The organism is Sphingosinicella microcystinivorans (assembly GCF_027941835.1).
Taxonomy (GTDB): Bacteria; Pseudomonadota; Alphaproteobacteria; order Sphingomonadales; family Sphingomonadaceae; genus Sphingosinicella.
Map to the genome: position 1 here is coordinate 14,219 of NZ_CP116005.1, position 12,606 is coordinate 26,824.

Genomic DNA, 12,606 nt, shown 5'->3' on the forward strand with positions numbered 1-12,606 from the left:
GTGACGCAGCCCCTGCTCGGCTACCGGGACTTCAGCCTGGAATTCCCGACGCCCGAAGGCCCGGCGAAGGCGCTCGACCGCGGGTCGATCACGGTCGGCGCGGGCGAGATCGTCGGCCTCGTCGGCGAATCCGGCTCGGGCAAATCGGTCGCGGCAATGTCGGCGATGCGCCTGCTGCCGCGCGGCGCGTACCGTGTCACCGGCGGGTCGCTGAATGTCTTCGGGCGCGACGTGATGGCGATGGACGCGCGCGATCTCGAGGCGCTGCGCGGCGCGGAGATCGGCATGATCTTCCAGGAGCCGATGAACGCGCTCAACCCCGCGATCCGCGTCGGCGAACAGATCGCCGCCGTGCTTCGCCGCCACAAGCGGCTCGGCCGCGCGGAGGCGTCGGCGGAGGCCGAGCGCCTGCTCGGCGACATGCTGATCGCGGACCCGGCGGTAGTGATGAAACTCTATCCGGCGGCACTCAGCGGCGGGATGCGGCAGCGCGTGCTGATCGCGATGGCGTTCGCCTGCAAGCCCCGGTTGCTGATCGCCGACGAGCCGACGACCGCGCTCGACGTGACGGTGCAGGCGCAGGTGCTCTCGATCATCCGCGACCGCGCCCGCGCGCTCGGCACGGCGGTGCTGTTCATCAGCCACGACATGGCGGTGGTCGGCCAGCTCTGCGACCGGCTCTACGTGCTCTACGCGGGCACCGTCGTCGAAAGCGGGCCGACGCAGGCGGTGCTCGCCGCGCCGCGCCATCCCTACACGCGCGTATTGCTCGCCGCGCTGCCGGACGGGCACCCGCCGCGAAGCGAGCTCGCGGCGATTCCCGGCAGCGTGCCGTCGCTGGTCGACCCGCCCGAAGGCTGCCGGTTCCGCCCGCGCTGCGCGCGCGCCGCGGACGACTGCACGCGCCGCCCGCCGCTCGGCGAGGCGCCGCACGCCGCCGCCTGCTGGCACCCGGAAATCGCGGCATGACGGACGCCATCGCCGTCGACGATCTCGTGATCCGCTATCCGGGCCGGAAGATGCCCGCCGTGGACGGCGTCTCGCTGCGCGTCGCGCGCGGCCGCACGCTCGGCGTCCTCGGCGAATCCGGCTGCGGCAAGAGCACGCTCGCGCAAGCGATGGCGGGGCTGGTGAAACCGGCGTCGGGCAGGATCGCCTTCGACGGCGTGACACTCGAACCCCGGCGGCGCTTCGGCCGCGCCGCGCCCGCGCCCGCGCAGATGATCTTCCAGGACCCGCAAGGCTCGCTCAATCCGCGCCGCCGCGTCTGGCAGATCATCGCCGAGCCGCTCGCCATCGCGGGCGAGGACACGCGGGCGCAGCGCCTGCGCGCCGCCGACCTCGGCGCCGAGGTCGGGCTGTCGCCCGAACACCTCGACCGCTTCCCGCACGCCTTCTCGGGCGGCCAGCGGCAGCGCATCGCCATCGCGCGGGCGCTCGCCACCGATGCGCGCATCCTCATCCTCGACGAGCCGACCTCGGCGCTCGACGTTTCCGTGCAGGCGCAGGTGCTGAACCTGCTGCTCCGCCTCCAGCGCGCGCGGGGCATGACGTGCGTGTTCATCAGCCACAACGTCTCCGTCATCCGGCACATGAGCGACGAGATCGCGGTGATGCAGGCGGGGAGGATCGTCGAGGCCGGACCCGCCGCCGCCGTGCTCGAACGCCCCGGCCATCCCTATACGCGCGCGCTCATCGCCGCCGTGCCGAGGCTCTGCGCATGATGCTCCGCCCGCCCCTCAGGATCGCCGTCACGCGCGGCGGCCATGTCGAAAGCCGTCACGCGGTCTCGGCGGCGATCGTGCGCGGCGACGCGATCCTCGCCGGGTGGGGCGACATCGACGGCAATGTGTTCGCGCGGTCGTCCTTGAAGCCGCTCCAGGCGCTCGGCGTGCTCGGGCACAGCCCGAAGCTCGATGCGGAACGGCTGGCGCTCGCCTGCGCCTCGCACAACGGCGAGGCGGTGCACGTGGAGGGCGTCACCCGCTGGCTCGCCGATCTCGGGCTCGGCCCCGAGGCGCTCGAATGCGGCGCGCATCCGCCGATCGACCCGCCGAGCGCGCGGACGATGATCGAGGCGCACGGCACGCCGGGGCGGCAGCACAACAACTGCTCGGGGAAGCATTGCGGCTTCCTGCAACTCTCGCAGCAGCTCGGCGTCGACCCGCACGGCTACACGGGCCGCAACCACTCCGTGCAGGCGGAGGTGCGCCGCCAGATCGGCCGCCTGCTCGGCCTCAACATGACGGCGCTGTCGTGGGGCGTCGACGGCTGCGGGGCGCCGATCTACGCGTTTCCGGTCACGGCGCTGGCGCGCGGCTTCGCGCGGCTCGCGGCGCCCGAGAGCCTGCCGCGCGATCTCGAAGCCTCGGCCACGCGCATCTTCGCGGCGATGGCCGGGGCGCCATACCTCGTCGCCGGGCGCGACCGTTTCGACACCGCCGTCATGCAGGCGCTGCCCGGACGCCTCATCGCGAAGGGCGGCGCGGAGGGCGTTCTGACCGCCGCCGACGCGGAAACCGGCCTCGGCATCGCGCTCAAGGTGCACGACGGCGCGAAACGCGCGGCGGAAGTCGCGATGGCGGCGCTGCTCGGGGCGGCGCTCGGCGTGGACGGCAGCGCCGTCGCCGCGATGGCGGCGGTGCCGGTGCTGAATGCGGAGGGCCGCGCCGTCGGCGACATTCATCTGGAACAGGAAGGTTCGCTTTCGTGGACGTGAGGTTTTCCACCGGCGGCGGAGACGGCATCGCCGTCACGCTCGCCTTTTCGGATCGCGGCCTGCCCGAAACGCTGAAGGCCGCGGCGGAAGCGCGCGGCTTCACGGGCAAGGCGGACGAGACCGTCGACTTGGTGGTCGCGGACGGCGCAGTCGCACGGCGCGCCCTGCTGATCGGTGGCGGGCCACAGGCTGATTTCACGCCGGTCGCAGCGACGGCGGCAGGGCGGCACCTGTCCGCGATCGCAGGGCTCGGCGGGCAGGCGCTCGACGTGCGCGGCGTGCCGGATGCCGTCGTCGCCGCCTTCGCGTTCGGCGTGCTCGACGGGGCCTATCGCGACGACCGCTACAAGACCGCGCCGCCCACGCCGCTCGCACCCGCCGCGCTCACCATGATCGTGGACGCCCCGGACGCCTGCACGGCAGACTTCGCGGCCATGCCCGCGCTCGCGGAGGGCATCGCCGCCGCGCGCGACCTCGCCAACGCGCCGCCCAACCGCATGACGCCGCCGCTGTTCGCGGACTGGTGCCGTGCGCTCGCGATTCCGGGCCTCGACGTCGAGGTGCTGGACGCGGAGGCGCTCGCCGCGCTCGGCATGGGCGCGCTCATCGGCGTCGGGCAAGGCAGCGCCGCGCCGCCGTGCGTCGTCGTGCTGCGCTGGTCGGCACGCGGCGGCGAGGCGCCGCTCGCCTTCATCGGCAAGGGCGTCACCTTCGATTCGGGCGGTCTCCTCCCCAAGCCGGCCGAGGAAATGTGGGACATGAAATACGACCGCGCGGGCGCCGCCGCCGTGGTCGGCGCGATGATCGCGCTCGCGCGCCGGAACGCAGCCGTGGACGCGGTCGGCATCATCGGGCTTGCCGAGAACATGCCCTCCGGCGCGGCCCAGCGTCCCGGCGACGTCGTCGTCTCGCACTCGGGGCAGACGATCGAAGTGCTGCACACCGATGCCGAGGGGCGCCTGCTGCTCTGCGACCTCCTCAGCTACGCCCGCGCGCGATTCAAGCCGTCCGCGCTCATCGACATCGCGACGCTGACCGGCGGCCTCACCTCGGTGCTGACCGATCAGTACGCGGGGCTCTACGCCAACGACGATGCGCTCGCAGCATCGCTCACGGAGACCGGCGAGGCGTGCGGCGAGCGGCTGTGGCGGCTGCCGCTCGGCGAGGCGTTCGACCGCATGATCGATTCGCCCGTCGCCGACATGCAGAACATCTGCAAGGTGCGCTGGGGCGGCACCGTCACCGCCGCGCAGTTCCTGAAGCGCTTCGTTGGCGACACGCCGTGGGCGCATCTCGACATCTTCGGCCCGGCGTGGAACCACGGCGCGAAAGGACGGCACGGCGCGACCGGATACGGCGTCCGCCTGCTCGCGGCGATCGCCGAACGGCAGGCCGCGCAATGAACATCGACGTGCGCGTGGAGACGTGGCCGCTGCGCGATCCGATCCGGATCACCGGCTACACGTTCGAGAGCTTCGATTTCCTCGTCGTGACGCTGGAGGAGGACGGCTTCACCGGCCGCGGCGAGGCGAGCGGCGTCTATTATCGCGGCGACCTGCCCGCGAAGGCCGCCGCCGAGATCGAAGCGCTGCGGCCGCGCCTTCGCGGCATCGACCGCGCCGCGCTCGCGGAGCTGCTGCCGCCCGGCTGCGCGCGCAACGCGCTCGATTGCGCGCTCTGGGAACTGGAAGCGCGCAAGAGCGCCACGCCCGTGTGGGCGCTTGCCGGGCTGGAACAGGCACCGAAGCCGCTGAAAACGACCTTCACCGTGGGCGCCGAAGACCCCGACACGCTCGTGAGGATCGCCACCACGGCTTACGCGGACGCGAAAGCGATCAAGATGAAGCTGACCGGCGAGGCCGTGGACGCCGACCGCGTGCGCGCCGTCCGCGCCGCCCGGCCGGACGTGTGGATCGGCGTCGACGCCAATCAGGGCTTCACGCGCGCCAGCCTCGATGCGCTGATGCCGGTGCTCGTCGAGGCGGGCGTCGGCCTCATCGAGCAGCCCTTCGCCATCGGCCGCGAGGCCGACCTCGACGGTCTCGCCTCGCCGATCCCGGTCGCGGCCGATGAAAGCGTGCAGTCGACCGCCGAGATTCCCGGCCTCGTCGGCCGCGCGGACATCGTCAACATCAAGCTCGACAAGTGCGGCGGCCTCACCGAGGCGCTGGCGATGGTGAAGCTGGCGCGCGAGCTTGGCCTCGGCGTGATGGTCGGCAACATGGTGGGCACGTCGCTGGCGATGGCCCCGGCCTGCCTCGTGGGGCAGCTTTGCGACTTCGCCGATCTCGACGGCCCGCTCGCGCTGCGGGACGACCGGGCGGCGCGCGTGCTTTACGCGGGCGGCGAGATCACGTGCCCGTCGGACGTATGGGGCTGAGCCTTTCCGTCAGCGTGAAGGCTTGCCCTGCGGCCTCGGGCGGCGCGGCTGGCCCGGGCGCGGCGCACCGCGCGGACCGCCGGGACCGCGCGGGCCTGACGGCTGGGGCTGCTGCGGCCGGCGCGGCGGCGGTGCGAGATCGGGGTTCAATACCGTGTACCCCTCCTTCTGGAGCCGCGTGAACGCCGCCCGCACGCTCGCGAGGATCGAGGCCTGAAGCGCCTGCGGCAGGTCGTCGAAGGTCGTGTTGGGGTGAATGGCATTGAGGTCGCGCAGCAGCGTGTTGGGCACGCCGCCCGATGCCGTGCGCAGCGCGGACACGCCGTCGATCACCGCCGCGACGATCGCCTCGCGCATCACTTCCGCCGCCGGTTTCACCATGACCTTTCGCTCCTGCCCCGATGCCGGACGCGACGCGCTATACACAGCGGCACGCAGGCGCGGAACCGGAATCATCAATCCGCCCAATAGAGCCGTTCTGGGTTCGTCACGAGCAGCTTGCGCTGCAACGCCTCCGTCACCGCGATGCGCGGCAGCACGTCGACGAGCGTGCCGTCGTCGGGGATGCGGTGCTCCATGTTGGGGTGCGGCCAGTCGGTGCCCCAGAGCACGCGGTCGGGGTAGCGCTCGACGATCGGGCGGACGACCTCCACGAAATCGTCGAACGGCGGGCCCATCGGCGACAGGCGTTCGGCGCCGGAGACCTTGGTCCAGATGTTGGGATGGCTGTCGAGCAGCGCCTTGAACGCGCTGATGTCGGCGCCGTCCGGCCCCTGCGAAATGTCCGGCCGGCCGAGGTGGTCGACGACGATGGTGGTCGGGATCGCTTCGAGGAACGGGATCAGCTCTTCGAGGATGTCCGCCTCGAAATAGACGACGACGTGCCAGCCGAGCGGGGCAACGCGCTTCGCGACCTCGATGAATCTGTCCTTCGGGGCATTGTCGACGAGGCGCTTCAGGAAGTTGAAGCGTATGCCCCGTATGCCGCCCGCGTGCAGGCGCTTCAATTCGTCGAGGCCGATATCGGGATCGACCACGGCAACGCCGCGCGCGCGGCCGCCCGATTTGGCGATGGCATTGAGCGTCGCGGCATTGTCGGTGCCGTGGCAACTCGCCTGCACGATGACGTTCTTCGAAAAGCCGAGGTGATCGCGCAGCGCGAACAGCATCTCGGGCGTCGCGTCCTCGGGATGGTACTTGGCGAGCGGGCTGAACGGGAATTCCGCTTCGGGGCCGAACACGTGCACGTGCGCGTCGACGGCACCGGGCGGCGGCGTCCATTTCGGCTTCGAGGGGAAATCGACCCAGGTCCTGCTGCGCGCCATCGCCTAGAACACCACCCCGTCCATCAGCTTGCGCGCCGTGCGCAGCAGCGCCGCGCGCGTCACCGCGCCGCTCTCGTCGACGTCGAGCACGCAGCTCATCTCGCCGGTCGGATGCTCGACCGAGATCAGCCTCCGCATCCCCTCCGGCACTGCGGCGACGGCGGCGGCGGGAGACCCCGCGATCAGGCAGGCCGTCGCCACGCTCACCGCGCCGAGCACGCCGATGCTCGCGTGCGCGCGGTGCGGGATGAAGCTGCGGACGCTGATCGCCCCGCCGCTGCGCGGCGGCGCCACCAGCATCATCTTCGGCACCGATTTCGCCGCGACATCGCCGAGGTTCATCATCGGGCCGGCCTTCAGGCGGATCGCCTCGATCCGGGCCTTGAGCGCCGACGCGGCGTCGAGCGCCTCGCGGCTCTCGTAGCCGCTCGCGCCCACGTCCGCCGCCCGCATCACGACGCAGGGCATCCCGTTGTCGATGAGCGTGCAGGGCACGCCCTCGATCACGTCCACGGCCTGCCCTGTCGGCAGCAGCGCGCCGCAGCTCGACCCCGCCGTGTCGCGGAACGCGAGCGGCACGGGCGCATGGGCGCCCGGCACGCCGTCGATGCGCGCGGTCCCCTCGTAGGTCACGGCGCCGCCGGGCGTGCTGACCGTCGCCACCGCGATCTGGCCGGTGTTTTCCATGTAGATGGAGACGTTCGTCTCACCGTCCTCCGCCGTCACCAGCCCGCGCTCGATCGCGAACGGGCCGACACCCGCGAGGATGTTGCCACAGTTCTGCGCGTCGCTGACGACCGCCTCGTCCACGAACACCTGAAGGAACAGGTAATCGACATCCACGCCCGGCCGCGCGGATTTCGAGACGACGGCGACCTTGCTGGTCAGCGGATCGGCGCCGCCCATGCCGTCGATCTGGCGCGGATCGGGCGAGCCCATGATCCGCAGCAGCAGCGCGTCGCGCGACGCCGGGTCCTGCGGCAGGTCGGCGCCGAGAAAATAGCCACCCTTCGACGTGCCGCCGCGCATCCACATGCAGCGGACGCCCTCAGACATATTTGAGGCCCATCGCCGCGAGCTTTTCGCGCATGGAATAAATGTCGAGCCCGAGTTCGCCCGCCGCGAGGCGTTCGCGCTTCGCCGTCTCCGCCGCCTCGCGCGCTTCCGCCTTCGCGAGCGTTTCGGAGGCGGACTCGCGCGGCACCACGCAGACGCCGTCGTCGTCCGCGACGATCACGTCGCCCGGCATGATCGCCGCCCCGGCGCAGACGATCGGCACGTTCACCGAGCCGAGCGTCGCCTTCACCGTGCCTTGCGCGGACACCGTCTTCGACCAGACCGGGAAGCCCATTTCGGTGAGGTCGCGGACGTCGCGCACGCCCGCGTCGATGACGAGGCCCCGGCAGCCGCGCGCCATCGCCGAGGTCGCCAGCAGATCGCCGAAATAGCCGTCCTCGCAGGGGCTGGTCGGCGCCAGCACGAGGATGTCGCCGGGCCGGAGCTGCTCGATGGCGACATGCACCATCCAGTTGTCGCCGGGCGGCGCCGAGATCGTCACCGCCGAGCCCGCGATGCGCGCGCCCGCGTAGATGGGCCGGATGCGGCCGGCGAGCAGCCCGGTGCGCCCCTGCGCCTCGTGCACCGTGGCGACGCCGCAGCGCGCGAGGCCGTCGATGACGGCGGCGTCCGCGCGCGCGATGCTCTGGACGACGATGCCGGACATGATCCCTCCCGTTTTGCCGCATCCCGGATGCGCCCGCCCCGCCCCGCCCGCAATTCGGAACTGTGCACTCGCCATAGGCTGATGCTAATTGTCGCTCCGTGGACTACTGGAACTTCAATCTGCGGCACCTCGGTGCCCACGCCATCGTCGCGCGCGCGGGCAGCATCTCGGCGGCCGCGCGCATCATCGGCCTCACCCAGCCCGCGATCACCGAAGCGCTCGCGCGGCTGGAAGGCCGGCTCGGCCTCGGCCTGTTCGAGCGCATCCCTTCGGGCATGTCCCCGACCGAGGCCGGACGCCTGCTCGCCGGGCGGGCGGAGGCCGCGCTCGCGCAGATCGGCTCGCCGCGCGTGACGATGGCGCAGCTCCGCGCGCTGCTCGCGGTCGCGGAAAGCGGCGGCTATGCGGGGGCGAGCCTCGCGACCGGCCTTGCCGAGCCTTCGCTGCACCGCGCGGTCCGCGACCTGTCGGTGGCGCTGAGGCGCACGCTCGTCGAGCGGCGCGGGCGCAGCGTGGCCCTGACGGCGGGCGGCAGGCGCACGGTCCGCGCGTTCCGGCTCGCCCGCGCCGAACTCGCCGCCGCGCTTTCGGAGCTCGATGCGCTGAGGGGCCGCGAGAGCGGGCGCATCGCCGTCGGCGCCATGCCGCTGTCGCGCGCGCGGCTGCTGCCCAGCGCCATCGCCGCGTTCCACCGCGCCCACCCCGGCGTCACCGTCGCCATCGTCGAAGGCTCGCACGCCGAGCTCATCGAGCCGCTGCGCGACGGCGAGCTCGACCTGCTCGTCGGCGCCCTGCGCGCGCCCGAGCCCGGCGGCGACGTTGCGCAGCAGCCGCTGTTCGACGATCATCCGATCGTGGTGTCGCGCGCCGGGCACCCGCTGACGCGGGCGAAGACGCCGGGCATCGCGGCGCTCGCCCGCTACCCGTGGACGATCGCCGCGCCCGGAACGCCGCTGCGCGCGCAGTGGGAGCGGATGTTCCGGGAGAGCGGCGTCGCCCTGCCGGAGGTGCCCGTCGAATGCGGATCGGTGATGACGATCCGGCAGGTCCTGCTCGAAAGCGACTTCCTGACCTTGCTGTCGCGCGATCAGGTCGCGGTGGAGCTGGAGGCGGGCTGGCTCGTGAAGCTTTGCGACGCGCCGCCCGGCCTCAAGCGCACGATCGGCATCACCACCCGCGCCGGATGGCGCCCCACGGCCGCGCAGCAGGCGTTCGCGGACGCCCTGAAACGCTGCGCGGGAACGCTCTGAATTCGCCAAAACCTATACCTCCGGTTGCGTTCCGATTAGCGGACCGGGCGCGCCCGTGCGCATATGCCCGGCATGGCTCACAGGATCGCCCTCATCGGTTTCGGCGAAGCGGCGCAGGCGTTCGCCGCGGCGGCGGGGTGGAACGGCGACGCGGCGGCGTTCGACATCAAGACGGAGGCCGCGGAGACGCGCGATGCGAAACGCGCCGACTATGCGCGGCTGGGCATCACCGGATGCGGGAGCGCGCGTGAGGCGCTTGCCGGCGCGCCTGCCGCGCTGTCGCTGGTGACGGCGGACGCCGCGCTTGCCGCAGCACGGGAGAATGCGGGCCACCTCGGTGCAGGCGCACTCTGGTTCGACATGAACAGCGTCGCGCCCCAAACCAAGCGCGCCGCCGAAGCCGTCGTCACGGCGGCGGGCGGGCGCTATGTCGACGTCGCGGTGATGGCGCCCGTCCACCCGAAGCGCACGTCCGTCCCGCTGCTCGTTTCGGGGCCTCATGCCGAGGCGGCCGCCGCCGCGCTCGGCGCTCTCGGCTTTCGGGACGTCCGCTGCGTCGGCGCGCATGTCGGCGACGCGTCGGCGATCAAGATGATCCGCTCGGTGATGGTGAAGGGCATCGAGGCGCTGACCGCCGAGTGTATGCTCGCCGCGCACCGCGCCGGGGTCGTCGACGAGGTGCTGTTCTCGCTCGGGCCGGACTGGGCGGGGAAGGCCGACTACAATCTCGAACGGATGCTGGCGCACGGCCTGCGCCGCGCCGCCGAGATGGCGGAATCCGCGCGCACGCTCGAAGACCTCGGCGTCGCTCCGCTGATGACGCGCGGCACGATTTCCCGCCAGCGCGGCCTCGGCGCGCTCGGCATGGCACCGCCGGAGGGGCTGGCCGCCAAGCTGGCGGCGCTCGATAGCCTGAAAGTGCCCGCATGACGCTCGTGATCGACTGCCACGGCCACTACACGACCGCCCCCGAACCGCACAACGCATGGCGCGAGGCGCAGAAGGCCGCGTTCAAGGCCGGGAGCGCGCCGCCGCCCTACCCCGCCGTTTCCGACGACGCCATCCGCGAAAGCATCGAGCAGAACCAGCTCCGGCTGATCCGCGAGCGCGGCGCGGACATGACCTTGTTCTCGCCGCGCGCCTCCGCGATGGCGCATCATGTCGGCGACGAGGCCGTCAGCGTCGCGTGGTCGCGCGCCTGCAACGACCTCATCGGGCGCGTCGTCGGCCTGTACCCGGAAACATTCGTCGGCGTCTGCATGTTGCCGCAGTCGCCCGCCGCCGATCTTGCCGCCTCGGTCGCCGAACTCGAACGCTGCGTGACCGAGCTTGGCTTCGTCGGCTGCAATCTCAATCCCGATCCGGGTGGCGGGCATTTCCGGCATCCGCCGCTTACCGACCGCTACTGGTATCCCATTTACGAAAAGATGTGCGACCTCGACGTGCCTGCGATGATCCACGTCTCGGGTTCGTGCAATCCGGGCCTGCACGCGACGGGCGCCTATTACATCGCCGCCGACACCATTGCCTTCATGCAGCTGATCGAGGGCGACCTGTTCCGGGATTTCCCCACGCTGCGCTTCATCATCCCGCACGGCGGCGGCGCGGTTCCCTACCACTGGGGCCGTTATCGCGGGCTCGCCGACATGCTGAAGAAGCCCGACCTCGCGAAGCACCTGATGAACAACGTGTTCTTCGACACCTGCGTCTACCACCAGCCGGGCATCGACCTGCTCGCGGACGTGATCGACACGAAGAACATCCTGTTCGGCAGCGAGATGGTGGGCGCGGTGCGCGGCATCGACCCGACGACGGGCCGGTATTTCGACGACACAAAACGCTACATCGACGCGCTGCCGATCGGCGACGCCGAGCGCCACGCGATCTTCGAGGGCAATGTGCGCCGCGTGTTCCCGCGCCTCGACGCGCTGCTGAAGGGCCGCGGCCTGTGACGCACGATATTCACGCCTATCTTGCCGAATTCGACGACATACCGGGCACGCGCGTGTTCACCGCCGCGCGTGCGCGCAAGGGCTATCACCTCAACCAGTTCGCGATGAGCCTGATGAAGGCGGAGAACCGCGAACGCTTCAAGGCGGACGAGCGCGCCTATCTCGAGGAATGGCCGCTCACCGAAGCGCAGAAGGTGGCGGTGCTGGCGCGCGATTACAACGCGATGATCGACGAGGGCGGCAACATCTATTTCCTCGCCAAGATCTTCGCGACCGACGGCAAGAGCTTCCAGTACGCGGCGGGCTCGATGACCGGCATGTCGCAGGAGGATTACGCCGCGATGATGCTCGGCGGCGGACGTTCGCCCGAGGGCGTCCGCTCGATCCGGGAGAAGCGCTGAGATGGCCCGCATCACCGCCGGAATCGCCACCAGCCACGTCCCCGCCATCGGCGCGGCGATCGACAACGGCCGCACGGGCGAGGACTACTGGCAACCCCTGTTCGCGGGCTACGAATGGGTGAAGCAATACCAGCGGCAGGAAAAGCCCGACGTCGTCGTGCTCGTCTACAACGACCATGCCTCGGCCTTCGACATGAAGGTCATCCCGACCTTCGCGATCGGCTGCGCGGACGAATACGCCATCGCCGACGAGGGCTGGGGGCCGCGTCCCGTGCCGCCCGTGAAAGGCCACGCCGATCTCGCGTGGCACATCGCGCAGTGTTGCATCCTCGACGAATTCGACCTCACGATCATCAACGAGATGGCGGTCGATCACGGGCTGACCGTGCCGCTGTCGCTGGTGTTCGGCGAGGCAAGCGAATGGCCCGCGCGCATCGTGCCGATCGCGGTGAATGTCGTCACCTATCCGCCGCCCTCGGGCAACCGCTGCTGGCTGCTCGGCGAAGCGATCGCGCGCGCCGTCGAGAGCTTCCCGGAGGACCTCAACGTGCAGGTCTGGGGCACGGGCGGCATGAGCCACCAGTTGCAAGGCCCGCGCGCGGGCCTCATCAACAGGGCGTGGGACACGGCCTTTCTCGATCGCCTCACCCGCGACCCGGAAGCGCTTCGCCACATGCCGCATATCGAATATCTGCGCGAGGCGGGCTCCGAGGGCATCGAGCTCGTCATGTGGCTCATCATGCGCGGCGCGCTCGGGCCGCGCGTGCGCGAGCTTCATCGCCACTATCACGTCCCCGCCAGCAACACGGCGGTCGGGCATATCGTGCTCGAACCCGCGTGACACGAAAGCCAAGGA

14 protein-coding genes are annotated in these 12,606 nt (G+C 71.2%); 10 read left to right on the plus strand and 4 right to left on the minus strand.

Annotation, left to right across the window (positions count from 1 at the left end):
* From PE061_RS00065 to PE061_RS00085, 5 genes are read left to right on the plus strand one after another with little or no spacing between them, the layout of a single operon-like run.
* Positions 1-969: an ABC transporter ATP-binding protein gene (locus PE061_RS00065; protein WP_271257213.1), complete on the plus strand. Its 969-nt coding sequence runs from the start codon at positions 1-3 to the stop codon at positions 967-969.
* Positions 966-1,724 carry an ATP-binding cassette domain-containing protein gene (locus PE061_RS00070; protein WP_271257214.1) on the plus strand — a complete coding sequence of 253 codons (759 nt, stop codon included), beginning with the start codon at positions 966-968 and terminating at the stop codon, positions 1,722-1,724. The genes PE061_RS00065 and PE061_RS00070 overlap by 4 nt, the downstream gene beginning before the upstream one ends.
* Positions 1,721-2,719 (plus strand): asparaginase, encoded by a 999-nt coding sequence (locus PE061_RS00075; RefSeq protein WP_271257215.1) that lies wholly within the window; start codon positions 1,721-1,723, stop codon positions 2,717-2,719. Before PE061_RS00070 ends, PE061_RS00075 begins: the two co-directional genes overlap by 4 nt.
* Positions 2,710-4,122, plus strand: a complete 1,413-nt coding sequence (locus PE061_RS00080; protein WP_271257216.1) for a leucyl aminopeptidase — start codon at positions 2,710-2,712, stop codon at positions 4,120-4,122. Before PE061_RS00075 ends, PE061_RS00080 begins: the two co-directional genes overlap by 10 nt.
* Positions 4,119-5,099: a dipeptide epimerase gene (locus tag PE061_RS00085; RefSeq protein ID WP_271257217.1), complete on the plus strand. Its 981-nt coding sequence runs from the start codon at positions 4,119-4,121 to the stop codon at positions 5,097-5,099. The genes PE061_RS00080 and PE061_RS00085 overlap by 4 nt, the downstream gene beginning before the upstream one ends.
* Before the next feature lie 9 nt (positions 5,100-5,108).
* Here PE061_RS00085 and PE061_RS00090 read toward each other — a convergent pair whose 3' ends face one another.
* The 4 genes from PE061_RS00090 to ligK all read right to left on the minus strand — a co-directional run bounded on the left by PE061_RS00090 (position 5,109) and on the right by ligK (position 8,147).
* Positions 5,109-5,480, minus strand: coding sequence for a hypothetical protein (locus PE061_RS00090; RefSeq protein ID WP_271257218.1), 372 nt, complete (start codon positions 5,478-5,480; stop codon positions 5,109-5,111).
* Positions 5,481-5,554: 74 nt separating this feature from the next.
* Complete coding sequence (locus PE061_RS00095) at positions 5,555-6,424, minus strand: amidohydrolase family protein (RefSeq protein ID WP_271257219.1); 870 nt, start codon at positions 6,422-6,424, stop codon at positions 5,555-5,557.
* A 3-nt stretch (positions 6,425-6,427) separates the two neighbouring features.
* Positions 6,428-7,480, minus strand: coding sequence for a 4-oxalomesaconate tautomerase (locus PE061_RS00100; RefSeq protein ID WP_271257220.1), 1,053 nt, complete (start codon positions 7,478-7,480; stop codon positions 6,428-6,430).
* On the minus strand, positions 7,473-8,147 hold the full coding sequence (ligK, locus tag PE061_RS00105; RefSeq protein WP_271257221.1) for a 4-carboxy-4-hydroxy-2-oxoadipate aldolase/oxaloacetate decarboxylase: 675 nt from the start codon (positions 8,145-8,147) through the stop codon (positions 7,473-7,475). The genes PE061_RS00100 and ligK overlap by 8 nt, the downstream gene beginning before the upstream one ends.
* A 98-nt stretch (positions 8,148-8,245) precedes the next feature.
* Between ligK and PE061_RS00110 the strand changes: the two genes are divergently transcribed.
* The 5 genes from PE061_RS00110 to PE061_RS00130 all read left to right on the plus strand — a co-directional run bounded on the left by PE061_RS00110 (position 8,246) and on the right by PE061_RS00130 (position 12,591).
* A complete protein-coding gene (locus tag PE061_RS00110) occupies positions 8,246-9,397 on the plus strand; it encodes a LysR family transcriptional regulator (RefSeq protein WP_271257222.1) in 1,152 nt (383 codons plus the stop codon).
* 72 nt (positions 9,398-9,469) lie between these two features.
* Complete coding sequence (locus PE061_RS00115; RefSeq protein WP_271257223.1) at positions 9,470-10,327, plus strand: NAD(P)-dependent oxidoreductase; 858 nt, start codon at positions 9,470-9,472, stop codon at positions 10,325-10,327.
* The gene (locus PE061_RS00120; RefSeq protein ID WP_271257224.1) at positions 10,324-11,349 is read left to right on the plus strand and encodes an amidohydrolase family protein; all 1,026 of its coding nucleotides are present in this window, start codon (positions 10,324-10,326) and stop codon (positions 11,347-11,349) included. Before PE061_RS00115 ends, PE061_RS00120 begins: the two co-directional genes overlap by 4 nt.
* Positions 11,346-11,750, plus strand: a complete 405-nt coding sequence (gene ligA / locus PE061_RS00125; RefSeq protein ID WP_271257225.1) for a protocatechuate 4,5-dioxygenase subunit alpha — start codon at positions 11,346-11,348, stop codon at positions 11,748-11,750. Before PE061_RS00120 ends, ligA begins: the two co-directional genes overlap by 4 nt.
* 1 nt (position 11,751) lies before the next feature.
* Positions 11,752-12,591: a class III extradiol dioxygenase subunit beta gene (locus PE061_RS00130; protein WP_271257226.1), complete on the plus strand. Its 840-nt coding sequence runs from the start codon at positions 11,752-11,754 to the stop codon at positions 12,589-12,591.
* Positions 12,592-12,606: the final 15 nt, after the last annotated feature.

Bases quoted from the DNA above. Each gene is read 5' to 3' on its own strand.
- PE061_RS00070 (WP_271257214.1), top strand. From the start codon at position 966: ATGACGGACGCCATCGCCGTCGACGATCTCGTGATCCGCTATCCGGGC.
- PE061_RS00075 (WP_271257215.1), top strand. From the start codon at position 1,721: ATGATGCTCCGCCCGCCCCTCAGGATCGCCGTCACGCGCGGCGGCCAT.
- PE061_RS00085 (WP_271257217.1), top strand. From the start codon at position 4,119: ATGAACATCGACGTGCGCGTGGAGACGTGGCCGCTGCGCGATCCGATC.
- PE061_RS00090 (WP_271257218.1), bottom strand. From the start codon at position 5,480: ATGGTGAAACCGGCGGCGGAAGTGATGCGCGAGGCGATCGTCGCGGCG.
- PE061_RS00095 (WP_271257219.1), bottom strand. From the start codon at position 6,424: ATGGCGCGCAGCAGGACCTGGGTCGATTTCCCCTCGAAGCCGAAATGG.
- PE061_RS00100 (WP_271257220.1), bottom strand. From the start codon at position 7,480: ATGTCTGAGGGCGTCCGCTGCATGTGGATGCGCGGCGGCACGTCGAAG.
- ligK (WP_271257221.1), bottom strand. From the start codon at position 8,147: ATGTCCGGCATCGTCGTCCAGAGCATCGCGCGCGCGGACGCCGCCGTC.
- PE061_RS00115 (WP_271257223.1), top strand. From the start codon at position 9,470: ATGGCTCACAGGATCGCCCTCATCGGTTTCGGCGAAGCGGCGCAGGCG.
- PE061_RS00120 (WP_271257224.1), top strand. From the start codon at position 10,324: ATGACGCTCGTGATCGACTGCCACGGCCACTACACGACCGCCCCCGAA.
- PE061_RS00130 (WP_271257226.1), top strand. From the start codon at position 11,752: ATGGCCCGCATCACCGCCGGAATCGCCACCAGCCACGTCCCCGCCATC.